This window comes from Gallibacterium genomosp. 1 (assembly GCF_000771875.1).
GTDB lineage: Bacteria > Pseudomonadota > Gammaproteobacteria > Enterobacterales > Pasteurellaceae > Gallibacterium.
Genome location: NZ_JPXX01000007.1, coordinates 38,749 through 64,983, shown reverse-complemented (window position 1 = coordinate 64,983; position 26,235 = coordinate 38,749). Strand labels below are relative to the sequence as shown.

Annotated in this window: 27 protein-coding genes; 13 read left to right on the top strand and 14 right to left on the bottom strand. The window is 38.3% G+C overall.

Annotated features, from left to right (window positions below; translation table 11 throughout):
- Nucleotides 1-152: 152 nt before the first annotated feature.
- Complete coding sequence (locus tag JP36_RS02585; protein ID WP_039171641.1) at nt 153-344, bottom strand: ESPR-type extended signal peptide-containing protein; 192 nt, start codon at nt 342-344, stop codon at nt 153-155.
- A gap of 442 nt (nt 345-786) precedes the next feature.
- Nucleotides 787-2,502, bottom strand: a complete 1,716-nt coding sequence (locus JP36_RS02580) for a protein-disulfide reductase DsbD (RefSeq protein WP_039145442.1) — start codon at nt 2,500-2,502, stop codon at nt 787-789.
- Between the two features lie 120 nt (nt 2,503-2,622).
- Here JP36_RS02580 and JP36_RS02575 point away from each other — a divergent pair, with 120 nt between their 5' ends.
- Genes JP36_RS02575 through JP36_RS02560 form a run of 4 tightly spaced genes read left to right on the top strand, consistent with a single transcriptional unit; the run spans nt 2,623 to nt 4,659 of the window.
- Nucleotides 2,623-3,363 (top strand): hypothetical protein, encoded by a 741-nt coding sequence (locus JP36_RS02575; RefSeq protein ID WP_039171638.1) that lies wholly within the window; start codon nt 2,623-2,625, stop codon nt 3,361-3,363.
- Nucleotides 3,360-3,908, top strand: coding sequence for a septation protein A (locus tag JP36_RS02570; protein WP_039137081.1), 549 nt, complete (start codon nt 3,360-3,362; stop codon nt 3,906-3,908). Before JP36_RS02575 ends, JP36_RS02570 begins: the two co-directional genes overlap by 4 nt.
- Nucleotides 3,905-4,360 (top strand): acyl-CoA thioester hydrolase YciA, encoded by a 456-nt coding sequence (gene yciA / locus JP36_RS02565; protein WP_039137079.1) that lies wholly within the window; start codon nt 3,905-3,907, stop codon nt 4,358-4,360. The genes JP36_RS02570 and yciA overlap by 4 nt, the downstream gene beginning before the upstream one ends.
- A gap of 2 nt (nt 4,361-4,362) precedes the next feature.
- Nucleotides 4,363-4,659 (top strand): YciI family protein, encoded by a 297-nt coding sequence (locus tag JP36_RS02560; RefSeq protein WP_039089940.1) that lies wholly within the window; start codon nt 4,363-4,365, stop codon nt 4,657-4,659.
- A gap of 93 nt (nt 4,660-4,752) precedes the next feature.
- Here JP36_RS02560 and JP36_RS02555 read toward each other — a convergent pair whose 3' ends face one another.
- The 5 genes from JP36_RS02555 to dapF all read right to left on the bottom strand — a co-directional run bounded on the left by JP36_RS02555 (nt 4,753) and on the right by dapF (nt 9,351).
- Complete coding sequence (locus tag JP36_RS02555) at nt 4,753-6,081, bottom strand: anaerobic C4-dicarboxylate transporter (protein WP_039136112.1); 1,329 nt, start codon at nt 6,079-6,081, stop codon at nt 4,753-4,755.
- A gap of 131 nt (nt 6,082-6,212) precedes the next feature.
- A complete protein-coding gene (locus tag JP36_RS02550) occupies nt 6,213-6,920 on the bottom strand; it encodes an HAD-IA family hydrolase (RefSeq protein WP_039171693.1) in 708 nt (235 codons plus the stop codon).
- An 11-nt stretch (nt 6,921-6,931) separates the two neighbouring features.
- Nucleotides 6,932-7,822: a tyrosine recombinase XerC gene (gene xerC / locus JP36_RS02545; protein ID WP_039136111.1), complete on the bottom strand. Its 891-nt coding sequence runs from the start codon at nt 7,820-7,822 to the stop codon at nt 6,932-6,934.
- Nucleotides 7,823-7,824: 2 nt separating this feature from the next.
- Complete coding sequence (locus JP36_RS02540; protein WP_039171636.1) at nt 7,825-8,517, bottom strand: DUF484 family protein; 693 nt, start codon at nt 8,515-8,517, stop codon at nt 7,825-7,827.
- Between the two features lie 9 nt (nt 8,518-8,526).
- Nucleotides 8,527-9,351, bottom strand: a complete 825-nt coding sequence (gene dapF / locus JP36_RS02535) for a diaminopimelate epimerase (RefSeq protein ID WP_039171633.1) — start codon at nt 9,349-9,351, stop codon at nt 8,527-8,529.
- A gap of 149 nt (nt 9,352-9,500) precedes the next feature.
- Here dapF and JP36_RS02530 point away from each other — a divergent pair, with 149 nt between their 5' ends.
- The gene (locus JP36_RS02530) at nt 9,501-10,079 is read left to right on the top strand and encodes a thymidine kinase (RefSeq protein WP_039171630.1); all 579 of its coding nucleotides are present in this window, start codon (nt 9,501-9,503) and stop codon (nt 10,077-10,079) included.
- 19 nt (nt 10,080-10,098) lie between these two features.
- Nucleotides 10,099-11,049: a gluconeogenesis factor YvcK family protein gene (locus tag JP36_RS02525; protein WP_039171626.1), complete on the top strand. Its 951-nt coding sequence runs from the start codon at nt 10,099-10,101 to the stop codon at nt 11,047-11,049.
- Between the two features lie 58 nt (nt 11,050-11,107).
- Here the strand turns inward: JP36_RS02525 and JP36_RS02520 are convergent, their stop codons facing one another.
- From JP36_RS02520 to JP36_RS02490, 7 genes are all read right to left on the bottom strand, one after another.
- Entirely contained in the window at nt 11,108-13,084 is a 1,977-nt protein-coding gene (locus tag JP36_RS02520; protein WP_039171622.1) for an exoribonuclease II, read from the bottom strand.
- 70 nt (nt 13,085-13,154) lie between these two features.
- The gene (gene fabI / locus JP36_RS02515) at nt 13,155-13,943 is read right to left on the bottom strand and encodes an enoyl-ACP reductase FabI (RefSeq protein WP_039171618.1); all 789 of its coding nucleotides are present in this window, start codon (nt 13,941-13,943) and stop codon (nt 13,155-13,157) included.
- 76 nt (nt 13,944-14,019) lie between these two features.
- Nucleotides 14,020-14,778: a Nif3-like dinuclear metal center hexameric protein gene (locus JP36_RS02510; protein WP_039171614.1), complete on the bottom strand. Its 759-nt coding sequence runs from the start codon at nt 14,776-14,778 to the stop codon at nt 14,020-14,022.
- A 6-nt stretch (nt 14,779-14,784) separates the two neighbouring features.
- Complete coding sequence (locus JP36_RS02505; protein ID WP_039171611.1) at nt 14,785-15,963, bottom strand: phosphodiesterase; 1,179 nt, start codon at nt 15,961-15,963, stop codon at nt 14,785-14,787.
- Nucleotides 15,963-16,568 (bottom strand): TIGR04211 family SH3 domain-containing protein, encoded by a 606-nt coding sequence (locus JP36_RS02500; RefSeq protein WP_039136094.1) that lies wholly within the window; start codon nt 16,566-16,568, stop codon nt 15,963-15,965. The genes JP36_RS02505 and JP36_RS02500 overlap by 1 nt, the downstream gene beginning before the upstream one ends.
- A 201-nt stretch (nt 16,569-16,769) precedes the next feature.
- Entirely contained in the window at nt 16,770-18,029 is a 1,260-nt protein-coding gene (locus JP36_RS02495; RefSeq protein WP_039136091.1) for an inorganic phosphate transporter, read from the bottom strand.
- A 34-nt stretch (nt 18,030-18,063) separates the two neighbouring features.
- Nucleotides 18,064-18,744 (bottom strand): TIGR00153 family protein, encoded by a 681-nt coding sequence (locus tag JP36_RS02490; RefSeq protein WP_039136089.1) that lies wholly within the window; start codon nt 18,742-18,744, stop codon nt 18,064-18,066.
- A gap of 160 nt (nt 18,745-18,904) precedes the next feature.
- Here JP36_RS02490 and JP36_RS02485 point away from each other — a divergent pair, with 160 nt between their 5' ends.
- From JP36_RS02485 to ispC, 7 genes are all read left to right on the top strand, one after another.
- A complete protein-coding gene (locus JP36_RS02485) occupies nt 18,905-19,939 on the top strand; it encodes an inorganic triphosphatase (RefSeq protein ID WP_039171608.1) in 1,035 nt (344 codons plus the stop codon).
- A 2-nt stretch (nt 19,940-19,941) separates the two neighbouring features.
- Nucleotides 19,942-21,312, top strand: a complete 1,371-nt coding sequence (gene radA / locus JP36_RS02480) for a DNA repair protein RadA (protein ID WP_039136085.1) — start codon at nt 19,942-19,944, stop codon at nt 21,310-21,312.
- 201 nt (nt 21,313-21,513) lie between these two features.
- Nucleotides 21,514-22,263, top strand: coding sequence for a 30S ribosomal protein S2 (gene rpsB / locus JP36_RS02475; protein WP_021461167.1), 750 nt, complete (start codon nt 21,514-21,516; stop codon nt 22,261-22,263).
- 117 nt (nt 22,264-22,380) lie between these two features.
- Nucleotides 22,381-23,229 carry a translation elongation factor Ts gene (gene tsf / locus JP36_RS02470; protein WP_021461168.1) on the top strand — a complete coding sequence of 283 codons (849 nt, stop codon included), beginning with the start codon at nt 22,381-22,383 and terminating at the stop codon, nt 23,227-23,229.
- Between the two features lie 125 nt (nt 23,230-23,354).
- Nucleotides 23,355-24,083 (top strand): UMP kinase, encoded by a 729-nt coding sequence (gene pyrH, locus JP36_RS02465; RefSeq protein WP_021461169.1) that lies wholly within the window; start codon nt 23,355-23,357, stop codon nt 24,081-24,083.
- A 198-nt stretch (nt 24,084-24,281) separates the two neighbouring features.
- Nucleotides 24,282-24,839: a ribosome recycling factor gene (gene frr / locus JP36_RS02460; protein ID WP_021461170.1), complete on the top strand. Its 558-nt coding sequence runs from the start codon at nt 24,282-24,284 to the stop codon at nt 24,837-24,839.
- A 166-nt stretch (nt 24,840-25,005) separates the two neighbouring features.
- On the top strand, nt 25,006-26,193 hold the full coding sequence (gene ispC, locus JP36_RS02455) for a 1-deoxy-D-xylulose-5-phosphate reductoisomerase (RefSeq protein WP_039171606.1): 1,188 nt from the start codon (nt 25,006-25,008) through the stop codon (nt 26,191-26,193).
- Nucleotides 26,194-26,235: the final 42 nt, after the last annotated feature.

Genomic DNA, 26,235 nt, shown 5'->3' with positions numbered 1-26,235 from the left:
CCCCATAAGCGGTATCTCCCGTACTCCAGCCTATAGCCGTTCGCCCAATTACAGTACCATTATTTCCAGCAGAATCTGTGCCATCTTTACCTACATATGCAACAGAAACAGGTTTTGTATCTCCTGCACCAATAACAATTGCACCATTAATTCTATCTCTTTTTTCCCCCCCCCCCTACTGCGTAATAATCAGCTGCTACAGCAACAGAAGATAAAGATGTTAAGATTACAAGTGTAGTTAATTTCTTCCCTTTATTTGCTTTTCCTTTCCCTTTTGCTAATTCTGAAACCACTTTAAATAAGCCTAAAATCGGGTCAAAAATAATTTTATAAACTTTGTTCATTGCAATGCCTCATAAATTCCTAATTGCTATTCTTCAAATGAAAAACAGCACAATTTTGACTGTTTTTGTTTCTTGTAAAAAATCCGTTTCTTACGAAAAATGTGATTAATACAAAAACGAAATATTTCAAAAAATCTGAATGTTACTCAAATATTGTACAAAAATGTCGGGGATTTTATAGACATAAATGAAATATAGATATAACTCATTTTAGTTATGTTTATTATGAAATGGCTATTGATGAAATAGGTATGTAAAAATTTAAATAAGAAAATCAGTACTTTTAAATAGTTTTCTAATACAAAAATAAGTTTAAACTATTTACAGCAGTCATTTAGCTTACTTTTCCTATAAATTTTCCGGTAGATGAGAACTTATTCTTAATATTCTAATATGAAAATTTACTATCCTGTTTTTTACTATGAACAATTTGGAAAAAATATTACTGTTTTCCTTGAATTTTTTTCAGCCAGTCTAAAAATGGTTGTGCTTCTAAAAAGCCGGTAATACGGCTATTGGCAATTTCATTTCCCTGTTGATCAAAAAAGAGAATAGTTGGTAAGCCTAGCACATTATATTTCTTACTTAATATCTGATTTTCTACACTATTTTTTGTCATATCGACTCGAATTAATAAAATTTGAGACAACTTTTGTTGTACTTGTGGCTGATTAAAGGTTTTATGTTCAAACTCTTTACAAGCAACACACCAGTCAGCATAAAGATCAACCATTGCGATTTGATGAGGATTTTGTTGCAATTGTTGTTGTAATTGATTAAGTGAAGTTACAGTGATAAAGGTTTTATCGCTATTACTACCATTGCTATTTTGCCAATATTGTTGCCAACTGAAGTAAAGCGGAGTGGTAGATAAAACAATGCCGATAAGAGCAAAAAGCTGCCAAAAACGATGTTTTTTACCAACGATAGTAATAAACCAACTAAAAGAAGAGATACCCAATAATGACCACAAAATCTGTTCCCAATAAGTCGGTAAAATACGGGAAAGCAGAATAATCGGCAATGCTAGCAGTACAAAACCGAAGGCAACTTTCACATTTTCTAGCCAAGCGCCGGACTTAGGTAGAATTTTATTGCCGAAGATGGTAATTGCAATTAATGGTACGCCCATTCCTAAGGCTAATAAATAGAGTGTTAATGCACCGGTCAGTAGATCACCGGACTGTGTGACATAAAGCAGCGCTGCTGAAAGCGGCGCAGATGTGCAGGGTGAAGCAATTAAACCAGCAATAGCACCCATTATAAATACGCCACCATAAATACCAGCAGATTGTTTTTGACTTAATGCATTCAATTTAGTTTGCCAGCTAGAGGGGATTTGTAAATTAAATAAACCGAACATAGAGCAGGCAAGTAGAATAAATAAAAGCGCAAAGAAAGCCAATACATAAGGGCTTTGCAACCACGCTTGTAAGGAAAGCCCGACAGCAGCGACAGCTAATCCTAATAATGCATAAGTGAACGCCATTCCTTGAACATATACAAAACTGAGTAATAGTGCTTTAGCTGTATTAGCACGTTGTTTTTGCCCAATTACCAATGCTGATAGTAAAGGCAGCATAGGCAATACACAAGGGGTGAAGGCTAAACCTATACCGAGTAGAAAAAACCAAAATGCAGCATATTTGCTTTGGAATAACTGTTGAGTGAGAGATGTTTCCTGATTATTTGTCGTATTTGTGTTTAATGTATCGTGGTTTAATAGCTCTGTAAGCTGTATTTGTCGTGTTTGTGGTGGATAACATAAACCTGCGGTACACCCTTGATAGCTCACTTCTAAACTGCCTTCTGCGTGGAAAATACCTTGTTTTGGTAACAATTTGATTTCTAAGCCCTGTTCATAGACTTGTGTATTACCGAAATAGGGATCTTGATGACTTTTTTCTACAATTGGTTCAATTTGCTGTGTAAATGCAATATTTTCACCTTTAACCTGAATTGTATGTTTATAGAGATAATAATTGGGTTGAATCTCCCAATGTAGGATGATTTGTTGTGCTTGTGCCTGTACTGAAAATGGAAATGCTTGTTCGACAGTAAGAAATTCCGCTTTTTTATCAAATAGACCTGCATAAGCACTAGAAAATAGGTTAACAAGGAAAATGATACAAAAAAATTGCCAATATTTTTTAATCATAAGTCAGCTATCACACATTAAAATATTAAAGACACGAAGTTTAGCATACTTATGCTGAATTTCTTACTTGAAGTTGCTATACTCTTGCTGTTTTGACTTATGTAATAGACAGAGGAAACAATGCCTATCAACTTTTTTCGTATTTTCCAAGAAAGTGGTTATTTTGTTCGCAATCGCTATCCGATTGTGATCACTTTTATCGTTTTATTTGCCTTAAACTCATTGGTGTTTCAACTTATAGTGAATTCATACGGTGGTTTAGAAAAATTATTGTCTACTCCGACATTAATTCCGTCACCACTTGTTTTTGCCGCATTCATCAATTTGTTTTTAACGTTGTTGTTTACGGTTTGGTTTATTTTGACAGTCGATCAAATTTTAACGAATCGTATCAACGATATGTTCCTTTATTTGGGGGAAGCGTTAAAAAAAGTATTTGGTTTTGCCGGCTATAATATTATTTTGTTGCTGGCTTTTTTCCCAATGTTTATGGGGTTGAGTGCTTTAACCATTTCAAATGATGTAACTACATTAGTGATCAGTGCTATTGTTTCATTTGTTATCAGTGGTTATTTTTTAACTAAAGTAGCACTGTTGCCGTTTGCCTATTTATTGGAACCGGAAAAGCAGGGCTTAGGTAAATTGTATCAATTAATTAATCAACGTCGTCAATGGAAAGCTATTCTAGGTTATCTTTTTTTGGTTTATGTGCTACCTATGATGGTTAGCAATCAATTAATTTTATTGTTAGGCAAAAATTTAGTGGTGGTTTCAACCATTCTCACTGCTTTTATTAATCTGTTTTCGCTTATTTTTGCTTATCGTTTTTATCGTGTGTTTATGAAAAAAGTATCATTATGAAACAACTATTAGAATTTATTCCACTTATTCTCTTTTTTGCCGTTTATAAATTTTTTGGCGTGCGTGAGGCGGCAATTACCTTAATTATCGCCACAATGATTCAATTTGCGATTTTGAAAATCAAATACGGCAAAATTGAGAAATCACAATGGATTATGGCAATAGCTATCATCTTTTTCGGTAGTTTGACAGCCTATTTTAATGATCTTGAATTTTTGAAATGGAAAGTCACTATTGTTTATGCATTATTTGCTTTGATTTTATTAATTAGCCAGTTTGGCTTTAAGAAATTATTGATAAAAAGTATGCTAGGCAAGGAAATTGAACTGCCACAGAAAGTATGGGAAAACCTCAATTTAGGATGGGGAGTTTTCTTTATTATATGTATGTTGATTAATATTTATGTCAGTCTGTTTTTATCAGATGATATCTGGGTGGATTTTAAATCTTTCGGCTTTTTTGGTTTGACTTTGGCAGCATCACTATTAACCGGTGTTTATATTTATCCGCATCTTGCACAACAAAAAAATAGGGATGAAAAATGAGTACGACAGAGCGTGTGCCAAGTGGCACTTTGTTGTTAAGAACATTGGCAATGCCTTCTGACACCAACGCCAACGGTGATATTTTCGGCGGTTGGATTATGTCGCAAATGGATATTGGTGGTGCGATTTTAGCTAATGAAATTGCACATCGGCGTGTGGTTACTGTACACGTTAATAACATTACATTTCATAAGCCGGTGTCGGTTGGTGATATTGTATGTTGTTACGGACGCTGTACTCGAGTTGGTAATACTTCGTTGCAAATAGAAGTGGAGGTGTGGGTAAAACACGCATTTCGAGATTTTGTTTCCAAGCGTGATTTAGTAACTGAAGCTGTATTCACTTATGTTGCAATAGATGAATACGGCAAGCCTTATCCTATTCCGAAAGAAAATAACGTAGAATTGGAACAGGCATTGCAAATGATTAAACAACATCAAGATAAGGAGTAATTATGTACTATGTGATTTTTGCCCAAGATTTACCCGACACTTTAGAACAACGTTTAGCAGTGCGTGAAAAACATCTCGCTCGTTTATCTGCATTGCAACAACAAGGACGTTTATTAACTGCTGGCCCGAACCCAGCAATTGATGATGAAAATCCGGGGACAGCCGGATTTACTGGTTCAACAGTTATTGCTGAATTTTCTTCTTTGGCAGAAGCACAAAATTGGGCGGCACAAGATCCTTATGTAGAGGCAGGTGTTTACGGTGATGTGATCGTAAAACCTTTTAAGAAAGTGTTCTAATGATTTTTGTATTTTACAAAATTTAATTGTTTAACAGCTAGACGAAACAAGACCGCCTTAGAGCGGTCTTGTTATTTTTGTAGAAGAGAAGAATTACATCAATACATTGGCTAAACTGATACCAACCACACATCCGACAACTACACCGATTAGACCCGGCATCATAAAGCTGTGGTTGAAATAGTATTTACCGATTTTGGTTGTACCGGATACGTCAAAATTGACGGTTGCGATGTCTGATGGGTAGTTAGGGATAAAGAAGTAACCATAGGTTGCAGGAAGTAAACCCACCAATAACGGAGCTGGCAATCCCATGGCGATACCTACCGGTAATAACATTCTTCCGGTTGCAGCTTGGCTGTTGATAACAACGGATACAGCGAAGAGTGCAAATGCGAATGTCCACGGATAAGCCTGAATCATTTCGGTGATACCGGCTTTGAAAGAAGGCATTGCATAAGTGAAATAGGTGTCACTCATCCACGCGATACCATAAATAGCAATTGCTGCTACCATACCTGATTTAAACACTACGCCGTTTGGTACTTTCTTAGGATCAGTTTTAGTTAGAAGCAGAATTACACCGGCGAAAGCTAGCATCATCATTTGAATGATGACACCCATTGAAATCGCTTTTGATTCTCCGATAGTACGGATTGCTGGAATCATTGCCACGATTACGATACAAACTAAGGCAAAAAGGAATAACAATACGGAATTTTTTGCTGAAGCCGGCAATGTTTCATTTAAACTGGTACTGGTAGTACTTTGAATTAATTTTCTCCATTCTGGATCTTGCAAACGACGTTGATATTCTGGATCATCTTTTAACTCTTTACCACGGCGTAAGCTATAAAGTGAAAGTGCCAACACTCCACAAAAAGTTGCTGGGATAGTGATAGATACGATGGTTAATAATGTAATGTGAGAGAATCCTGGGAGTTCTGAGATTTGCCCTAAATAGTAAACTACTGCTGCGGAAATTGGGCTGGCGGTAATTCCAATTTGTGAAGAAACGGATGCCGCTGCCATAGGACGTTCCGGACGGATTCCGTTTTTCAAGGCAATATCGCCTATAATCGGCATAATAGTATAAACAGCGTGCCCCGTTCCCAAAATCACTGTCATAAAATAGGTAACCATTGGACCAAGAATAGTTACACGTTTAGGATTACTGCGAAGAATACGTTCCGCAATCTGTAACATATATTTTAAACCGCCGGCGGCTTCAAGCACGGAAGCACAGGTTACAACAGCTATAATAATTAACATTACATCAATTGGCGGGGAAGACGGCGGCATACGTAGAATAAAGACTTCGACTAAAAGACCGATACCGGAAACGACTCCTAGCCCGACGCCACCAAAACGGCTGCCGACATAGAGGAAGAACAGCAACAGAATAAATTCAGCATATAGCATAAAAACCTCATAAAAATTGTTGGAAAGATAACTAAACTGGGGTAATCATAATGAAAGCGTAAAAGATCGCAACAGAAATTTTAAAAAAATTAATAAAATTTCAAAAAAAGTTTACCAATATCAATTTTAGGTTAAGTTTTAAACAAAAATGTAAGGTCGGTTACATTTTTAACAGAAAGTGTAGGCAGAGTTGTCGCTTCTGGAAAATCAAATAATGATTGTTGTTGGCTGTTAATCCATACCGCTTGGCAACCGCTTTCAATTGCTCCTTGAACATCGGTAACAAGGTTATCGCCAACGTGTAATATTTGTTGCATCGAGCATTGAAAATGATGAGCTGTTTGTTGGAAAAGATCTGGATGGGGTTTAGCTCTTCCGTGTTCACCACCACGTAAAATCAGTTGAAATTGATCCAAGCCAATTTTAGGTGGATAAACATTGCCGTTGCTAATGGCAACGAGAGGGTAATGTTTGGCAAGTTCTGTTAAAAATTGACGATTTTGTGTCGGAACATTAATTTTATGTCGCCATTCGATAAACAATTGCATACTTTGTTGAATAATGTTTTCAATATCAGCGTCTTTTATGCCTTGAGCTTGAAGTAGATGTGTTGCTGCGGTTTCTCGCCATACAATTACATCTTCATAGCGAATTGGATCTTGTTGAAAAAGTTGTTGTTTATAATTTTGCCAATTATTGATATCAATTGATGCCAGTTGTTGCAGGCAATCAAGAAATGCTTGTTCTGCTGCTCTGATCACAAAATAGTTATCGTATAAAGTGTCATCTAAATCGAAAGTTATCACTCTAATTGGTTGTAATTGGCGGTAAAAATGCAACATAACTATTCCTATTTTTTCCGTTTTGCACGAGGATGTGCGGAATCATAAACTTGCGCTAAGTGTTGAAAATTAAGGTGTGTATAAATTTGGGTGGTGGAGAGGTTTTCGTGTCCTAACAACTCTTGCACGGCGCGTAAATCCGAACTGGCTTCCAACATATGAGTGGCGAAAGAGTGGCGCAATTTATGCGGATTTAAATGGGCATTTAATCCTTGTTTAATGCCCCATTGTTCAAGGCGTTGTTGAATGGCAGAGCTGGTGAGGCGATGCCCTAAATGGCTGATAAACAAGGCATTATCTTGAGGATTGAATTGTAATCTTACCTCCAACCATTGATGTAACGCACCAGCGGCATAACGCCCAAATGGCAAAATACGCTCTTTGTTACCTTTACCTAAAACTTTTAATTCTCTCGCTTTAAAATTAATGTCTTCCAAATTGAGTCCTCTTAATTCGGAAAGACGTAAACCAGAACTGTACATCAATTCCATAATAGCTTTATCACGCAGTGAAAGTGGATCTTTACTTTTTATATCAAGTAATTGAGAAATAGATTCTGCATCAATACTTTTGGGTAGTCGTTTGCCAGCCTTTGGGGCGGAAATTCCATCAGTTGGGTTGACCTTAATTTGTTGATTGCGTAATAAAAATTGAAAGAAACCGCGCAGACTGGAAAGACGTAACGCCAAACTATGTTCGTGCAAACCTGATTTTTTCCCTTGTGTCAGGATAAATCTAATCACGCTCCCGTCCACTTGTCGCCAATCAGTAATGCCTTCATTAGTTAATAATTCAACACAAGCAACAATTTGTTGTTGGTAACTTTGCAACGTTTTCGCACTTAGCTGACGTTCAATACGCAGATAATCCCAATATTTTTCTAACCAATCTTGTAACATAACTATGCTTTCTTTGTTAACCATTGTTCGATTAATGGTTCAATTAAATCAACAATGGTTTCTAAAAAATCAGTTTTTTGACTACGATAGAAGTGATCTTCATTATGTGAGCTAAACACTAATACCGAATGATAAGGTTGATGATTCTGTTTTAATAAACAGAGAGCAACGGAACCGACAGTCAGTTCTTCAGGTAAAAATAACAATGATTTTTCTCGATTAGTAAGTTTTCCGAGATAAAAAGATTGCAAACCGAAACGTTCTAATCGAATGATTTCAAAAGCTTTTCTATCGATCCAATATTGCGCTTTAATCTCATTTTGTTCTTCCCAAACATCTTTGAGTAATAAAATTTTTGCACTTTTTAATTCTAATGCTTTTGCCCATTGGTTAAGATTTTGATTGGCTTTTGTAAAATTACCTGCTTGTAATAGTAATTTTTGCAAAGGCAACAAACTAAAAAAAAGCTCTTCATTCTGCTGTACGGTATTGCCAATTTGATAGAGCTGTTGCTCTAGTGTTGCGATTTTTTCACGTTGCCGCCCCAATTGTGCTTCCACTAAGGAAATCATCCCTTTACGTTGATGAGGAATTTGCATTTTATCCAATAATAACAAATGACGAGCGAAAAAGTCGGAATGATCATTTAAATAATCGTGAATTTGTTGCTCAAAATCAGCATTGATTTCACTCATAATTTCCCCTTAAAGCTGAATATTGCCGTCGTAAACAAAAGTTGCATCACCAGTCATATAGAGTGGATAACCAACACCTTGCCATTCAATAGTAAGTTTTCCTCCCGGTAATTCGACTTCGACTTGATTGTCGAGCAGCCCTTGCATAATACCGACCGCCACCGCCGCACAAGCACCGGTTCCGCAAGCCTGAGTTTCGCCAGCACCACGTTCAAAAACGCGTAATTTAATTTGTTTACGGTTAAGCACCTGCATAAAACTGATATTGGCACGAGCTGGAAAACGTTCGTGATGTTCAAGCAAAGGTCCAAGTTGCTCAACATTGGCGGTTTTCACGTCTTCAACTTGCAACACACAGTGTGGATTACCCATTGAAACGACACCACAAAGTACAGTTTGAATATCGGTGCGTAAAATGTAGTTCTTCTCAAATTTGTTGGCAATAAAAGGCACTTTTGCCGGCTCCCAAATTGGCTCACCCATATTAACACGCACTGTTTCATCATCATTGACTATTAAAATGATTTTACCTTTTGCTGTACTGACATTAATCTCTTTTTTATTGGTTAAGCCTTTAAGACGAACAAAACGGGCAAAGCATCTGGCACCGTTACCGCACTGCTCCACTTCGCTGCCATCTGCATTGAAAATCCGATAATGGAAATCTAATTCCGGATCGTAAGGTGGTTCTACTAGTAATAGTTGATCAAAACCAATCCCACGATTTCGATCTGCTAAACGACGGATAACATCTTCAGAAAAATAGACGCTCTGTGTAATGCCATCAACGACCATAAAATCGTTGCCTAAGCCGTGCATTTTAGAAAACTGCATATTTACCTCTAGCTTAAAATTTAATGTGATTATTATAGAGAGTTCGGTTGATAAAGTCTAAGCGGATCAATTATCAAATCCATTGGTAAAGCTGTTTATTGAGGCTTAATACGCTATACTAATGTGCAAAAAAATAATGGATTTTAGTTATGGCAAAACTCTATTTTTATTACTCTTCAATGAATGCAGGAAAATCAACTACTTTATTGCAATCTTCTTATAATTATCGTGAACGGGGAATGAATACCTTGGTTTATACCGCAGCGATCGATAATCGTTATGGTGTTGGTAAAGTGACTTCTCGTATCGGAATTGAAGAGAAGGCACAGCTATTTGAGCACCAAACGAATTTATTCGTAGAAATTGAAAGTGTTAATCAACAGCAACACCTCGATTGTATTTTAGTAGATGAGGCTCAGTTTTTAACTAAAGCTCAAGTCTATCAGCTTAGTGAAGTGGTTGATAAATTAAATATTCCAGTGTTATGTTACGGCTTAAGAACTGATTTTCAGGCGGAGCTATTTGAGGGAAGTCGTTATTTGTTAGCGTGGGCGGATCAACTGGAAGAACTGAAAACTATTTGTTATTGTGGTCGTAAAGCCAATTTTGTATTACGCTTAAACGAGCAGGGCGAAGTGATCAAAGAGGGACATCAGATTCAAATTGGTGGTAATGATCATTATTTGTCAGTTTGTCGCCGTCATTATAAAGAAAAAATGGGTTGTTAATTTCTAACAGGATTTTGTTATGACGTTTTCATCAATTGTTACGCCAAATCTAAATCAAACAAAACATATTGTTGCGATCGGCGGCGGACACGGCTTGGGAAGAGTAATGTCCGCTCTAAGTTTTATGCGTTCTCGTTTGACCGGAATTGTAACAACTACCGATAACGGTGGGTCAACAGGACGTATTCGATTGCAATTCGGCGGCATTGCTTGGGGTGATTTGCGTAATTGTCTTAATCAGATTATCACCACGCCGACCACGGCTTCAGAACTGTTTGAATACCGTTTTGAGGGCGAAGGCGAGCTTGCCGGGCATAATTTAGGCAATTTAATGTTAAAAGCATTGGAAAATATTAAGGTAAGACCGTTAGATGCCGTAAATTTGATCCGTGAACTGCTTCACGTTGAGCCTTTTATTATTCCAATGTCGGAACAGCCGGCGCATTTAGCGGCGCAGCTGGCAAACGGTGAAAAAGTGGTCGGTGAAGTCAATGTAGATAAACTGGATGCGATTCCGCTGCAGTTAAGTATTGAACCTGATGTGGCGGCAACGGAGGAGGCGGTAACCGCGATTAATCGTGCTGAAGTTATTCTATTGGGGCCGGGTAGTTTCTTTACCAGCATTATACCGCCGTTGTTGTTGTCGGAAATTAAAACAGCATTGCAACAGAGTACGGCAGTAAAAATTTTTATTGATAATCTCGGCTTGGAGCTTAGTCCGTCAGCACAATTAAATTTAGTACAACGCATTGATTGGATTCATAATTATATTGGTAGTAAAGTGATTGATGGCATTATTACTGATGCCGATCTTTCATTACCAAGTGATTTTCGCCGACAATATTGTATTTTAAGCCGCAAATTGAATGCCGATGATATCAGTTATCGCCACGATAGAGCCTTATTAAGTATGGCATTGGAAGATATGCTGGAAATGGTAAGAATTCAACAGAAACGGTTTGAGGAATAAAGTATATGCACGTTGTGTACATATACTTTTAGTCGATTATATAGTCGATTATAGTTGCTTAGACCGGTTGTCCGATAATACTTCTGGTGTCTAAATTCACTTCAGTTAATTGAATATTGAGTTTATCGGTAAGTTGATAGCGACGTTCGCCCTTAATATAAAGTGCAATATCATCACTATTAACTTCAATTTCTTCTTTTTCGTTGTGAATTAATGACATAGGAACAAAGATCGTCGCACCGTTTTCAAGTAGCTGTACTCGTAAACCACCACGCATAATATCAATAATTTGTGCCGGATAAATTGTCTTTTCAGCTACTTTGTCGGCAAGATAAATGCAATAAAGCCAGTCGGCGATATCACGTTCAACCATCCGATTTTGTTTACGTGCTTCCTGCAAGCGCGCCAATACTGAGTCTTCAACTTTAGCCGGAGTTTGTTGCTGAAGAATCGCTTTTATCGCACGGTGATTGACCATATCGCAATATTTACGAATTGGTGATGTCCAAGTTGCATATTCGGCTAAACCTAAACCGAAATGCGGTGCGACTTCTGCTTTAAATTCTGCAAAAGTAAGATAGCGGCGTAATCTTGCTTCCAGATATTCTGCGCCAAGACGATCCAAATCGTGTTGCATATCACAATAACCCGACAGCGTTGCTAATTGTTCGGGTGCGTAACGTGGCGTAAGCTGATCGCTATTATCATCGGTTGCCAGATGGTTAAGTAAAAAAGCACTGGCGGCACTTAAGAATTTGCTGTCAAAACCGCTATGCGTATTGAAAATGGCTGCTGCTTGGTGTTGCGCTAAGAATTTAGCAGCGCAACTGTTGGCAATAATCATACACTCTTCAACAATACGGTTGGCAATACGGCGATGATCGGCACGAATTTCCGCTACAGCACCGTTCTCATCCAGAATGAAGTTATAATCCGGACGATCTTTAAACATAATCGCATTTTTAGTACGCCATTCAATTCTAGCCAAACTGAATTGATGCAAATAATCGATTTGTGTTTTAACCACTTCATTTTGTGGTTGCCAGCTGTTTTCACGATTTTCCAAATAATCGGAAACCGCATCATATGCCAATTTTGCTTTGGAACGAATCCACGCCAAAGTAAAAATTGGCTCGGCAATCACAGCACCTTGCATATCAGTTTCAATCTCACATACCAATGCCGGACGCTTTTCATTTTCCATCAATGAACAGAGATCGTCCGATAATTCGCGCGGCAACATTGGAATGTTGAAGCCGGGAAGATAGTTAGTAAAACAGCGTTGTTTCGCATCAGCTTCAATTTGTGAATTCAGTGGAATATAGGCAGTCGGATCAGCAACGGCAACACTAAGTTTCCAGCCAATTTGCTGCTGATTTTCAAGAATCGGTTTGATGGTTAATGCATCATCCATATCTTCGGTGGTTTCCGAGTCAATGGTGACAAAATTCAGATCGGTAAGATCTTGACGGATCGCTGTTTCCTCAAAAGGATATTCCGCTAAACCGGCAACTGCGGTACGAGGTTGTTGATGACGGGCAAGCGTTACCCACCACGCGGTTTTCGGGTCATCAGCGTGACAGATAAATTGGGTAACTTGCGCAAAGAAAAAACGATCATCACGCAATGGGTGCGTTTTTAATTCAGCGACAACCCAATCTCCGGCGTTCAGTGTTTCCTTCACTTTTTTATGCTGATTGGCAGGAATCGCCAATTTAATATTGGGATGATCAACCAAAAGTTGTAATTTATTCTCTTTGTTAAAACGAACTCTGGCTATAAAACGGGTTAACATCGGTTCAATCAGACTGTCAGGCTCTGCCTGCTCTTTATCACCGACAGTGTCGATTAATGCTTTAATTTTGTCGCCGTGCATCAATTTTTTCATTGCTTGCGGCGGAATAAAATAACTTTTTTTATCACATTCTAAAAAACCGAAAGCCTTATCAGTGGCTTTTACCACGCCCTCAACGTGCGGTTTGCTGTCACGGATTTGTTGTTTGAGTTGGCTAAGAAGAGGATTATCAAGAAGCATAAAATGTCCAGTTTAAGAAAAAAATTTGCTCCGTTATGTTCTAACGGAGCAAAAGTCAGTAAGTGTTAAATTAGGCAAGTTCCAATTCACTCATTGCAACGGTGCTAAAGCCAGCATCAACGTGAACCACTTCACCGGTGATACCTGCTGCCAAGTCGGAGCAAAGGAATGCTGCAGTGTTACCAACATCTTCAATGGTAACGGTACGACGTAATGGTGCTGTATTTTCAAAATGACCCAACATTTTCTTGAAGTTTTTAATACCGGAAGCCGCTAATGTGCGGATTGGACCGGCAGAAATCGCATTAACACGCACGCCTTCTTTACCTAACGCAGATGCCATATAGCGAGTGTTGGCTTCAAGCGAAGCTTTTGCCAAGCCCATTACGTTATAGTTAGGAATAGCGCGTTCAGATCCTAAATAAGAGAGCGTCAACAATGCTGCACCCGGATTGAGATTTGCGCGCGCCGCTTTCGCCATTGCCACAAAGCTGTAGGCACTGATGTCGTGAGCGATACGGAAACCTTCACGATTTACCGCATTCACATAATCGCCGTCAAGTTGATCGCCCGGTGCAAATGCGATCGCGTGTACAAAACCGTCAAATTTATCCCAATGTTTGTGTAATTCGGTAAAACAGTTTTCAATGCTTTCATCGGTACCAACATCGCAAGGAATGACAATAGAAGAACCTAATTCTTTAGCAAACTCTTCAACACGACCTTTTAATTTGTCATTTTGATAAGTAAATGCTAATTCTGCGCCTTCGCGGTGCATTGCCTGTGCAATACCATAAGCAATAGAACGATTGCTTGCCACACCGGCAATTAAAATACGTTTATTTGTTAAAAATCCCATAATTTTTCCTATCTTTATTATTGCAAAAAACGAGCGGATTATATCAGAAATCAAGATTGGAACAAATCAGACCGAATCAAGCCGGATTATCAATATCTTTAAATAGCACTTCGAGCGCATAATGTTGTTGCAGCCATTCACCTAATGCTTTAATGCCGTAACGTTCGGTGGCGTGATGACCGGCGGCAAAAAACTGAATATCCTGCTCTCTGGCGGAATGCACGGTCTGTTCGGAAACCTCACCGCTGATAAAAGCATCGCAACCTTTGCTTGCCGCTAAATCGATATAACCTTGACCGCCACCGGTACAAATTCCGATTTTTTGAATCGGTTTTTCTGGTTGATTGGCGCAATGCAAACATTCACGCTTTAAAAGCTGATTAATGCGTTGTGCAAATTCAGCTCCGCTTATCGCTTGTGGCAATGTTCCCCACATCGGAATAGAGTTGGGAACATCTTCCAGCGGCTGCAAATTCTCGATACCCAATAAGTTTGCTAACTGCGCATTGTTGCCTAAGGTAGGGTGAATATCCAACGGCAGATGATAAGCGTAAAGATTGATCTCATTTTGTAATAGGGTTTTAATTCTTTTGCCTTTCATTCCACGGATACACGGATTTTCATTTTTCCAAAAATAGCCGTGATGAACCAAAATGGCATCGGCATTAACACTGACGGCATAGTCAATTAAAGCTTGTGAAGCGGTAACGCCGGTAACGATTTTACGGATAGCGGATTTACCTTCGATCTGCAAACCGTTCGGGGCATAATCATTAATTTTTGTGCTGTTAAGTAATTGATTTAAAATAGATTCTAATTCCAGATTGTTTAACATAGCGTTTTATCCGTTAAAGTATTGTGAAATGGTGGCGACGCGACGGCGATATAGCTCTTTTTTGATGGCCTGTTTTTGAAAACCGTCTGCAATAATTTGTTGAATATCAACACTTTTCGCTTGTTGATACCAATGTTGCCACTGTTTTTGTTGCGCTAAACCGAAATCGGTAAATATAGCACGATATAAAATATTAAGTTGTTCCAATCTCTGCGGTTTGCGCCAACAGTCTAACTGATCAAGCAAATCTATCACATCGTTGGCACTGAGGTGTTCTGTTTGCGAAAAAGGCAAGATAAACTGCATTGCAAGTTTGGCTAATTCGCTGTAATGGTTAGGTATTTTGTAACGTTGGCATAATTGTTGCACCTTTTCTATCAACTGTTTTCGCTGTATTGCCGATAATGTTTCTGAACTGACTAATAAGGCACAGAGCAATACAAAACGAAAGAGAGGTGCTTGATCATCATTTTGATCTTCCAACAATAGATTGAGCCGTTTCAAACTTTGTGTCAGTAATTTGCATTTGCTTTGAAAAAGCGGTTTAAATTCGGGAAACAGTGAAGTGGCACCTATTTTATGTAATATTGAAAAATAGACATCACAACGTGGCGATAATAATGCTTTTTCAGTTTCTAGCCAAATTCGTTCAACGGTGAGATCAGCTAATTCTCCCTGTTTTACCATAGACTTCATTAAATCGATGGTTTCCGGCGCAATAGTAAAATTAAATGCATAAAAACGTGCTGCAAAACGAGCAACACGTAGAATTCGCAATGGATCTTCGCAAAAAGCCGGAGATATATGGCGTAATTTACGTTGTTTTAGATCCTGAATGCCGTGAAAAGGATCATATAAATTGCCGTCAGTATCTTGAGCAATAGCATTAATGGTTAAATCACGACGTTTTAGATCTTGTTCTAACGTAATATCAGGGGAGAAATCACAATAAAAACCGGTATATCCTCGACCATTTTTGTGTTCAGTACGCGCTAAGGCATATTCTTCTTTTGTTTGTGGGTGGAGGAAAACCGGAAAATCTTTTCCCACTTGGATATAGCCTTGGTGTAATAGCCATTCAGGAGTAGCGTGAACGACCAACCAATCTCTATCTTTGACCGGTAATCCTAAAAGACGGTCACGCACTGCACCACCAACTAAATAGATTTTAATTTCTTCTGTCATTACCAACGATCTCTACGTCTTCTCGGAATAATCATAGGAATAATCAGGCCTAAAATTAAACCGACAGCAAGCACAGAACCGCCGTAAATAAACCAACGGATAATCAATCCACGTTTCTCAGAATCTAACATTGCTTCAAGATCTTTATTCTTATTTTTGAGAATTTCGACCTGTCGATTAAGTTGAGAATTCTGCTCTAATAATTCGCTGCTCTGTTTTTCAGCTTGTTGAGTTCGACGTTGCATTTCGTTGGTACGTTGTTGCCAGTCGTTATTAATCCGATTCAGTCTTAACGTCAACTCATCAATCTGTTTTTGCAAAACCGGCAGTTGTTCTTTACTACTTGCCTTCGGCGTCAGCTCACTGGTTAAAATCCAACCTTCACGATTACGGCTATCCCTGATTTGAGTGTATTTATCTTTTTTATTTAAAATAGTGACGGCTTCACCTGATTTAATTGTACCGACGAGTTTGAATTGATCACCTGCTCCTTTACGCAAATAGGTATTCAAATTTTCTGATACATATTGAGTTTCTGCATTTGCACTGAAACCGATGCCTAAAAAAGCAAGTAAGATGAGAAGTAGAGAGATAATTTTCTTCATCAATAACTCCTAAATGGTTGAAATCACGTCGCTCATAGTGGTGTAATTTAATTAATTTGGGAAAGTCATAATCCTTCCCAATCAGGGTAATTTATCGTGTAATACTTTATGTGTTGCTCTGTGTATTGAAGCAATAGTAATAAAACAAGAAAGTGGCTAAATATTTAATTAGTATATTTAGCCTCAATTATGGAGATTATTTTACAATAATATCGCTTTAAGGATATAGAAAATTATAATAGAGAAAACTGCTCCGGCAGGCAATGTAATAATCCACGAAGAGATAATATTGCGGATAACGGTTAGGTTTAATGCTGCGATACCACGAGCAAAACCAACTCCTAAAACTGCTCCGACTAAGGTTTGTGTTGTGGAAATTGGTAAACCGGTGCCGGATGCTAAAATAACGGTGGTTGCTGTTGCAAACTGTGCAGCGAAACCACGACTTGGTGTTAAATCGGTAATACCTGTACCGATGGTTTCCATTACACGTTGCCCCATCACTGCCAAACCAGCGATAATACCCAACGCACCTAATGGTAATACCCACCACGCCATTGTCGTTTTGCCGGCAATAACGCCTCCGTGATCAATAATGGAAACGACAGCAGAGAGTGGACCAATTGCGTTGGCAACATCATTTGAACCGTGAGCGAATGCCATAGAGCAGGCGGTTAATAACATTAAGATACGGAATACTTTTTCTACCGCACCGAAGCCGGCACTGGCTTTCTTTTCAAAAGATTGACTGCGTAAGTAGATAAAACAACCGATAATGGCGATAACACTAAGTGCTAATGAAATAAGGAAAGTTTCTCCATTAGAGAGATGTAAGCCAATATGTTTTAAGCCTTTTTTAATGGTAACTAATGAAATGATAAAAATGGTTAAACCCATATAAAACGGTGCAAACTGTTTTGCATTTAATAATGGGCTGTCGGTATCAAAAATCAATTTTTGCGTGCTGACGAAAATGAGATAAGCGATAATACCTGCGATAAAAGGGGTAATAATCCAGCTACCGAAAATACCTAATAGACTGCTCCATTCTACAGCATCACTGCCTATGGTTACGCAGGCGAAACCGACAATCGCACCGATAATAGTGTGTGTGGTGGAAACAGGCCAACCCAAGCGTGAAGCCAACACTAACCAGAAACCGGCAGAGAGCAAAGCACCCATCATTCCTAACACCAGAATATCCGGTTGATGAATAAAGAGTGTTGGATCGATAATACCATCTTTAATGGTTTCCGCTACTTCACCACCGGCTAAATAAGCACCGGCACCTTCAAAAATAATTGCAATTATAATTGCTTGACGTGGTGTAATTGCCTTTGAGCCGACAGAAGTTCCCATAGCATTTGAAACATCATTGGCTCCAATTCCAAATGCCATTAAAAAGCCAAAGACGGCAGTCAAGATAACTAGCAGAGTGCTGTAATTAGATAATGTTTCCATAATGAACCCTAATTATTAAAGTCGCGTTATTGCATTATGAACGCGCTAACATTAATTCAATGCGAGAACCAACACGCTGTGCTTGATCTGCCAATACTCCGACCCACTCGATAATTTTGTATAAGAACATCATATCAATTGGATTATAAGAAGCCTCTAGATCAAGAAGGGTGCGACGTAGAACAATCTGCATATGATCGGTATCATCTTCAATTTTATCCAATTCATTGATCATATCGTTTACGAAATTTACTTCACGTCCTCTGAAACCGGTTTCAAGCAGTTGATCCATTTCATCAATTACTCGACGAGCTTGATCACTGGAATCCAAACTACGGCGCACATAAGCTAAAAATTCAGTTTGAATTTGTTCTGGAACGTGTAATTTTCGACCAATTACACGACCTGAAATATCTTTTGCATAGTTCGCCAATTTATCCAGTTGTGTGACTAATTCCAGCAAATCACCACGTTCGACAGGCATAAAAATACCACGAGGCAGTTTTAAACGAATTTCACGTTTTAATAAATCAGCTTGCTTTTCTAATTCTGAAATTTTATTACGAATTTGCTGTGCAGTATCCCAATCATTGGCATAACAGGCTTCAAAGAAGGGAACTAACATTGCACATGCTTCATTAACTTTAGTGGAATGCTTTTGTAATGGTTTAAGGGGGGATTGGGCAAATAGACCAAGAATATTATTGATTGCCATAGACATCTCCTTAATTGGGTTTGTTGGCTGTAATGCCAGATAAAAGCTGCGCGAATTTTACAATAGACTATTTCCTACTGACAAGATTTTATTTTATACAGTGATAGCAAAATTTGTTAAAGTAACGAAATTGATAAAATTAAGTAAGGGAATCGAAAAAATGCAAGAAATAGAATTGAAATTAACGACAAATCAAGAAGTTATCAATGGTTTAAAGCAAGAATTGAGTCATTTTCGTTTATTAAAACATTATCAGACCGCTAGTCAAAATTGTTATTTTGATACAGAAGACAATTTTTTTTCACAACAAAAAATGGGGTTACGAGTTCGTAATGAAGATAGTGTTTATACGATGACCTTAAAAACAGCCGGTACAGCACAAGGTGGATTGCATATGCGTCCGGAATATAATGTTCGTTTATCGCAACGGCAGCCGGACTTGAAGTTATTTAGTCAATTTTCTGAATTGACATTAGCTCGTCCTTATGAGGAATTGCAACGTTCACTCCAACCTATTTTTTATACTGATTTTCTGCGGGAATATTATTTACTGGAAACTGGTAATGGTACACAATTGGAAATTGCTATCGATCAAGGGGAAATTAAGGCGAATAATGCGAAAGCGCCGATTTGTGAGGTTGAATTTGAATTAAAATCCGGAAATGTAGAGGATGTACTGAATTTTGTGCAGCATTTTCTTTTTTTAGATGGAATGAGATTAGGGCAGATTAGTAAAGCAGAAAGAGGTTATCGACTAGCTGGAATAACTCCAAAAGCTACACTAATGACAATCGATGAATGGCGACAATTTCTTGAACAGGTATTTCAATCACCACAGCAACAATTAAAGGCATTATTTCAATATGAACTGAAATTATTAAAAAATTTAGAAAAACTCGATCTCGATCTCATATCAGAAAATCAAATGGAAACAACAGCATTAATTGGATTATTTTTCACGCTTTATCAACATAGTTGTGAGCAAGAAGCGTTGTTTGCACAATTTTTAGACAAAGAAGATGCGACAGAAATGATTGAAATAAACTTATTTGTATATCAACAAATCCGAAAAATTATTGCTCAACACGTGGAGCAGCAGGATAATCACATCGTATTGAAACGGCTGGTGGAATTAACTTCTCAAGGAAGATATCTACAAAAAATGATTAATCTATTAAAAATGACATTGAAATAAGTATGGCAAAAGTAAAAACAGCTTATGTATGTAATGATTGTGGTGCGGAATATGCTCGTTGGCAGGGGCAATGCAGTGCTTGCCACGCGTGGAATACGATAACAGAAGTAAGGATTGCATCCACAAATAATAAGAATGATCGCTTTAGTGGTTATGCCGGAGCAAGTGGCAGTAAAGTACAAAAATTGTCTGATATTAGTTTGTCGGAATTACCTCGCTTCAGTAGCGGTTTTAATGAGTTTGATCGTGTCTTAGGTGGTGGCATTGTGCCGGGCAGTGCAATTTTAATTGGTGGACATCCGGGAGCTGGTAAAAGTACATTGTTATTACAAGTGATGTGCGGTTTAGCACAATCAATGCCGACTCTCTATGTTACGGGTGAGGAATCATTACAGCAAGTGGCAATGAGGGCGAAACGCCTGAATTTACCGATGGATAATTTACAAATGTTATCAGAAACTTCGGTCGAGCAAATTTGTATCACAGCTGATCAGATAAAACCGAAAATAATGGTAATTGATTCTATTCAGGTAATGCATCTGGCAGACATTCAATCTTCACCGGGAAGTGTTTCTCAAGTTAGGGAATGCGCCTCTTATTTAACGCGTTATGCCAAAATGAATCAGGTGGCGATTATTATGGTAGGTCACGTGACAAAGGACGGTACATTAGCTGGGCCGAAAGTGTTGGAACATTGTATCGACTGTTCAATTTTATTAGAAGGAGAAGCAGATTCTCGTTTTCGTACACTTCGCAGCCAAAAAAATCGTTTCGGTGCAGTAAATGAACTGGGTGTATTTGGAATGACAGAACAGGGATTAAAAGAGGTTAAAAATCCATCAGCTATTTTCCTAAGCCGTGGTGAAGAACAAACGCCGGGCAGTTCCGTAGTGGTATTATGGGAGGGAACTCGACCTCTTTTAGTGGAAATTCAGGCATTAGTAGATCATTCTTTGTTGGCAAATCCTCGACGTGTGGCGGTTGGATTGGATCATAACCGTGTAGCATTATTATTAGCAGTGCTTCATCGACACGGTGGTTTACAAATGGCAGATCAGGATATTTTTGTCAATGTTGTTGGTGGCGTGAAGGTGACAGAAACCAGTGCGGATTTGGCATTATTATTAGCGTTAATCTCTAGTTTTCGTAATCGCTCTCTTCCTCGTGATTTGGTGGTGTTTGGTGAAGTTGGTTTGGCAGGAGAAATTCGCCCTGTTCCAAGTGGACAGGAACGTATCAGTGAAGCAGCTAAGCACGGTTTTCGCAGAGCAATAGTGCCATTTGCTAATCGACCTAAAAACACAATTGAAAATATGCAAGTTTTTTCAGTTAAAAAATTAAGTGATGCTTTGCAGGTGTTGGATGGATTTTAATGATTAATACATAAAATATTTCCGAATAATATTGGTTTTTTACTGTATTTTGTGGTATAAAACGCACCGCCTTTCTGTCGTAAAAATTTGAAAGGTTTAATTTTAATTCACACACATATCGACACTAGCAATCGGGGTGCCAAACGGTCGGTTGTTTAGGGATATGTGGAGGCTAAACCCCAATTGAATAAGGAAAAAATTATGGCACAAGTTACAATGCGTGAGATGCTACAAGCTGGCGTTCATTTCGGTCACCAAACTCGTTATTGGAATCCAAAAATGAAACCTTTCATTTTTGGACCTCGTAATGGTGTTCATATCATCAACTTAGAGAAAACTTTACCTATGTTTAATGCAGCGTTAGAAGAATTAAAACGTATTGCACAAAATAACGGTAAAATTCTTTTCGTTGGTACAAAACGTGCAGCAACCGATCCGGTGCAAGCAGCAGCATTAGATTGCCAACAATTCTATGTAAACCACCGTTGGTTAGGTGGTATGTTGACTAACTGGAAAACAGTACGTCAATCAATCAAACGCTTAAAAGATTTAGAAACTCAATCTCAAGACGGTACATTTGATAAATTAACCAAAAAAGAAGCGTTAATGCGTACTCGTGAGATGGAAAAATTAGAGTTAAGTCTTGGCGGTATCAAAGATATGGGTGGTTTACCTGATGCATTATTCGTTATCGCAGCAGACCACGAACATATTGCAATTAAAGAAGCAAATAACCTTGGTATTCCTGTATTTGCTATTGTTGATACTAACTCTGATCCGGATGGCGTTGATTACGTGATCCCAGGTAACGATGACGCAGTAAGAGCGATTCAACTTTACTTAACTGCAGCGGCAGAAGCTGTTAAAGAAGGTAAGGCTCAGGCTCAAGGTGCAGTAGCTGAAGAAGCTTTTGAAGAATTAGCTGCAGACGCCGAAGCTAAAGCTGAATAATTGTATCGGGATATAATAAGGTTAAATCCCTTATTAACCGCAGTAAATTAACTGGTTAGCAGGGGACTTTTTTAAGTTCCCTGTTTTATAAGTCGAGTAGACAGAGAGGATTTAAAAATGGCTGAAATTACAGCATCATTAGTAAAAGAATTACGTGAACGTACCGGCGCTGGTATGATGGAGTGTAAAAAAGCACTTGTTGAAGCAAACGGCGATATCGAATTAGCAATCGACAATATGCGTAAATCAGGTCAAGCAAAAGCAGCTAAAAAAGCAGGTCGTGTTGCTGCTGAAGGTGTAATCATCGTTCGTATTAAAGATGGTTATGGTGTTGCTGTTGAAATGAATTGCGAAACAGACTTCGTAGCAAAAGATTCAGGATTCTTGGCATTGGCAAACAAAGTTGCTGATTATGCGTTAGAAAATAAAGTAACAGATATTGATGTATTAAAAGCTCACTTTGAAGATGAACGTACGGCATTAGTGGCGAAGATCGGTGAAAATATGAATATTCGTCGTGTTTCCGCAATCAGTGGCGATGCTGTCGGTTCATACTTACATGGAGCGAAAATCGGTGTATTGGTTGCAGCAAGCAATGCGGATGAAGAACTAATGAAACATATCGCAATGCACATTGCAGCAAGTCGTCCTGAATATGTAAATCCTTCTGATGTTCCAGCAGATGTTGTTGCTCACGAACGTCAAATTCAGGTTGATATTGCAATGCAATCTGGTAAACCTCGTGAAATTGCAGAAAAAATGGTAGAAGGCCGTATGAAGAAATTTACCGGCGAAGTGTCTTTAACAGGTCAACCATTTGTAATGGATCCATCAAAAACTGTTGGTGAATTATTAAAAGAAAAAGGTGCGACAGTATCTAGCTTCATTCGTTTAGAAGTAGGTGAAGGTATTGAGAAGGTTGAATCTGATTTCGCAGCAGAAGTTGCAGCGATGTCAAAAGCCTAATTAATGAGTGAAAAAAGCGAGGAAACTCGCTTTTTTTATAAATAAATTATTTAGTATTTTTGAAATTATAGTGATATTAAAAAGAATGATAAATAATTTATTTGGAAATAAAAAAGGAAAGCACAATGAGTCAATTAAAACCGATTTATAACCGTATTTTGCTTAAATTAAGTGGCGAAGCTTTGCAAGGAGAAGAGGGTTTTGGTATTGATCCTTCTATTCTTGACCGTATGGCAATGGAGATTAAAGATTTGCTTGAGTTAGGTGTGCAAGTAGCGGTTGTATTAGGTGGGGGGAATTTATTCCGTGGTGCAAAATTGGCTAAAGCGGGTATGAACCGTGTTGTTGGTGACCATATGGGAATGTTGGCGACTGTAATGAATGGTTTAGCGATGCGCGATTCCTTACATCGTGCCGATGTAAATGCAAAATTGATGTCGGCGTTTCCATTAAACGGTGTGTGTGATACTTATAGCTGGGCGCAAGCGATTCGTTTATTAAGACAGGGACAAGTTGTTATTTTTTCAGCAGGGACAGGAAATCCGTTCTTTACCACTGATTCAGCAGCTTGTCTTCGTGGTATAGAAATTGAAGCGGATGTGGTATTGAAAGCGACCAAAGTAGACGGGGTTTATGATTGTGATCCGGCTACCAATCCGAATGCTAAACTTTATTCTACATTGACTTATCAGGAAGTGTTGGAAAAAGAGTTAAAAGTGATGGATTTGGCAGCCTTTACATTGGCACGTGATCACGGAATGCCGATTCGTGTATTTAATATGAATAAACCGGGCGCATTGCGTCGCGTTATCCTCGGTGAACCGGAAGGTACATTAATTACAGACAAAAAATAGATTTAAAAATCGTTTTGCATTCGTTACAATTCAAGCAATCCTCTAAATTGGCAACCGCTATATGGCGGGAATAGGATTGAAAGAGTAAAAACTGGATTCATATTTGCACAAAATCCATAAGGCAGTAAACCCTTATGGATTATTTTGCAAATAAAACATCAGAAATTGTCATTTCATTCAAAATAAAAGGAACATAGTGTGATTAAAACAATTAAAGATGAAGCGCAACAACGTATGGAAAAAAGTGTTGAAGCGTTAAAAAATCAAATTTCAAAAATTCGTACCGGACGCGCTCATCCAAGTTTATTGGATGGTATTCACGTTGAGTACTATGGTGCAGCAACACCTTTGCGTCAGGTAGCGAATGTAGTGGCTGAAGATGCTCGTACACTTGCTATCACTGTATTTGACCGTAGCCTTATTTCTGCTGTAGAAAAAGCGATTATGGCATCAGATTTGGGATTAAATCCAGCATCTGCAGGTACTATAATTCGTGTTCCACTCCCACCATTAACAGAAGAGCGTCGTCGTGATTTAACTAAAATTGTTCGAGCTGAAGCGGAACAAGGGCGCGTTGCAGTTCGTAATATTCGTCGTGATGCAAATGATAAAATTAAAGCATTATTGAAAGAAAAAGAAATCAGTGAAAATGATGAACGTAAGGCACAGGATGAAATCCAAAAATTAACAGATCTTTATGTGAAGAAAGTTGATGAAGCATTAGCAGAAAAAGAAAAAGAATTAATGGATTTCTAATTGCAATATGAAGTAACTGGTGCGGCTCGTACCAGTTATTTTTTATTAAAATTTTAGCAGATATGTAAATAGGGATTGGAATTGTTCCTAAACTTGGCTAATAAGATTAATATTACAGCGCTTATCCAATATTGAAATACGTCTATTAACAGATCAATCTAACATTATGAAAAATATCGTTATCTTAGGTTCTACCGGCTCAATCGGGAAAAGTACACTCTCTGTCATTAAACAAAATAAGGATTATCAGGTTTTTGCGTTAGTTGCCAATAGTAATGTTGAGCTGATCACAGAGCAATGTTTAGAATTTGAACCGCTTTTTGTTGCTTTAGCAAACCATGATGCTGCTAAACAGGTAGCGGAAAAATTAAAACGACAAGGTTGTGCGACAGAAGTATTGGCGGGCGAAGAAGCGATTTGTGAATTGGCGGCACACGAAAAAGCAGATATGGTAATGGCGGCAATTGTTGGTGCGGCAGGATTATTACCGACTTTGTCGGCAATTAAAGCAGGCAAACGTATTTTGTTGGCAAACAAAGAATCTTTAGTAACTTGCGGACAGGTTTTTCTCAATGCAGTAAAACAATATGGTGCAACATTATTGCCGGTGGACAGTGAACATAATGCGATATTTCAATCATTACCAGTGGAAGCACAACAAAATATCGGTTTTTGTGAATTACAACGCTTAGGTATTAGTAAAATTGTGCTAACCGGTTCCGGCGGACCATTCAGAACTAAACCGTTGGATGAGTTTGAAACTATTACTCCAGCACAGGCTATTGCGCATCCTAATTGGTCTATGGGAGCAAAAATCTCTGTTGATTCTGCCACAATGATGAATAAAGGGCTGGAATATATTGAGGCTCGTTGGTTATTTAATGCGAGTGCGGAACAGATGGAAATTATTATTCATCCGCAATCAATTATTCATTCAATGGTACGTTATATTGACGGTAGTGTTATTGCACAAATGGGTACTCCAGATATGCGGACACCTATTGCTGAAGCGATGTCTTACCCGAAACGGATTGTTTCCGGGGTAGCACCATTAGATTTTACCAAAATTTCTGAGTTAACTTTTATGGAAGCGGATTTTCAACGTTATCCTAATTTAAAGTTAGCGATTGAAGCATTTGCTGCTGGACAATATGCAACAACAGCAATGAATGCCGCAAATGAGGTAGCGGTTGAGGCATTTCTACAACAAAGACTTAAATTTACTCAAATTGCCGAAATCAATCGATTTGTTATCGAAAAAATTCCTTCACAAGCAATTAATTCAGTAGATGATGTGTTAGATGTTGATAAAATCGCCAGAGAAGTTGCTAATGATCGTATTTTAAGTTTTTAATCTATAGTTCACGTGGTATATTGTCGCTCGATTTTAATTAGT

What these genes read in the sequence shown, in the direction of transcription:
- JP36_RS02580 (WP_039145442.1), bottom strand. Translation starts at nt 2,502, where the DNA reads ATGATTAAAAAATATTGGCAATTTTTTTGTATCATTTTCCTTGTTAAC.
- tsf (WP_021461168.1), top strand. Translation starts at nt 22,381, where the DNA reads ATGGCTGAAATTACAGCATCATTAGTAAAAGAATTACGTGAACGTACC.
- JP36_RS02495 (WP_039136091.1), bottom strand. Translation starts at nt 18,029, where the DNA reads ATGGAAACATTATCTAATTACAGCACTCTGCTAGTTATCTTGACTGCC.
- JP36_RS02510 (WP_039171614.1), bottom strand. Translation starts at nt 14,778, where the DNA reads ATGTTAAACAATCTGGAATTAGAATCTATTTTAAATCAATTACTTAAC.
- ispC (WP_039171606.1), top strand. Translation starts at nt 25,006, where the DNA reads ATGAAAAATATCGTTATCTTAGGTTCTACCGGCTCAATCGGGAAAAGT.
- yciA (WP_039137079.1), top strand. Translation starts at nt 3,905, where the DNA reads ATGAGTACGACAGAGCGTGTGCCAAGTGGCACTTTGTTGTTAAGAACA.
- JP36_RS02505 (WP_039171611.1), bottom strand. Translation starts at nt 15,963, where the DNA reads ATGACAGAAGAAATTAAAATCTATTTAGTTGGTGGTGCAGTGCGTGAC.
- dapF (WP_039171633.1), bottom strand. Translation starts at nt 9,351, where the DNA reads ATGCAGTTTTCTAAAATGCACGGCTTAGGCAACGATTTTATGGTCGTT.
- JP36_RS02485 (WP_039171608.1), top strand. Translation starts at nt 18,905, where the DNA reads ATGCAAGAAATAGAATTGAAATTAACGACAAATCAAGAAGTTATCAAT.
- JP36_RS02585 (WP_039171641.1), bottom strand. Translation starts at nt 344, where the DNA reads ATGAACAAAGTTTATAAAATTATTTTTGACCCGATTTTAGGCTTATTT.
- JP36_RS02540 (WP_039171636.1), bottom strand. Translation starts at nt 8,517, where the DNA reads ATGAGTGAAATCAATGCTGATTTTGAGCAACAAATTCACGATTATTTA.
- JP36_RS02570 (WP_039137081.1), top strand. Translation starts at nt 3,360, where the DNA reads ATGAAACAACTATTAGAATTTATTCCACTTATTCTCTTTTTTGCCGTT.
- JP36_RS02525 (WP_039171626.1), top strand. Translation starts at nt 10,099, where the DNA reads ATGACGTTTTCATCAATTGTTACGCCAAATCTAAATCAAACAAAACAT.
- JP36_RS02575 (WP_039171638.1), top strand. Translation starts at nt 2,623, where the DNA reads ATGCCTATCAACTTTTTTCGTATTTTCCAAGAAAGTGGTTATTTTGTT.
- JP36_RS02530 (WP_039171630.1), top strand. Translation starts at nt 9,501, where the DNA reads ATGGCAAAACTCTATTTTTATTACTCTTCAATGAATGCAGGAAAATCA.
- JP36_RS02520 (WP_039171622.1), bottom strand. Translation starts at nt 13,084, where the DNA reads ATGCTTCTTGATAATCCTCTTCTTAGCCAACTCAAACAACAAATCCGT.
- JP36_RS02500 (WP_039136094.1), bottom strand. Translation starts at nt 16,568, where the DNA reads ATGAAGAAAATTATCTCTCTACTTCTCATCTTACTTGCTTTTTTAGGC.
- radA (WP_039136085.1), top strand. Translation starts at nt 19,942, where the DNA reads ATGGCAAAAGTAAAAACAGCTTATGTATGTAATGATTGTGGTGCGGAA.
- fabI (WP_039171618.1), bottom strand. Translation starts at nt 13,943, where the DNA reads ATGGGATTTTTAACAAATAAACGTATTTTAATTGCCGGTGTGGCAAGC.
- JP36_RS02560 (WP_039089940.1), top strand. Translation starts at nt 4,363, where the DNA reads ATGTACTATGTGATTTTTGCCCAAGATTTACCCGACACTTTAGAACAA.
- rpsB (WP_021461167.1), top strand. Translation starts at nt 21,514, where the DNA reads ATGGCACAAGTTACAATGCGTGAGATGCTACAAGCTGGCGTTCATTTC.
- JP36_RS02490 (WP_039136089.1), bottom strand. Translation starts at nt 18,744, where the DNA reads ATGGCAATCAATAATATTCTTGGTCTATTTGCCCAATCCCCCCTTAAA.
- pyrH (WP_021461169.1), top strand. Translation starts at nt 23,355, where the DNA reads ATGAGTCAATTAAAACCGATTTATAACCGTATTTTGCTTAAATTAAGT.
- xerC (WP_039136111.1), bottom strand. Translation starts at nt 7,822, where the DNA reads ATGTTACAAGATTGGTTAGAAAAATATTGGGATTATCTGCGTATTGAA.
- JP36_RS02555 (WP_039136112.1), bottom strand. Translation starts at nt 6,081, where the DNA reads ATGCTATATGCTGAATTTATTCTGTTGCTGTTCTTCCTCTATGTCGGC.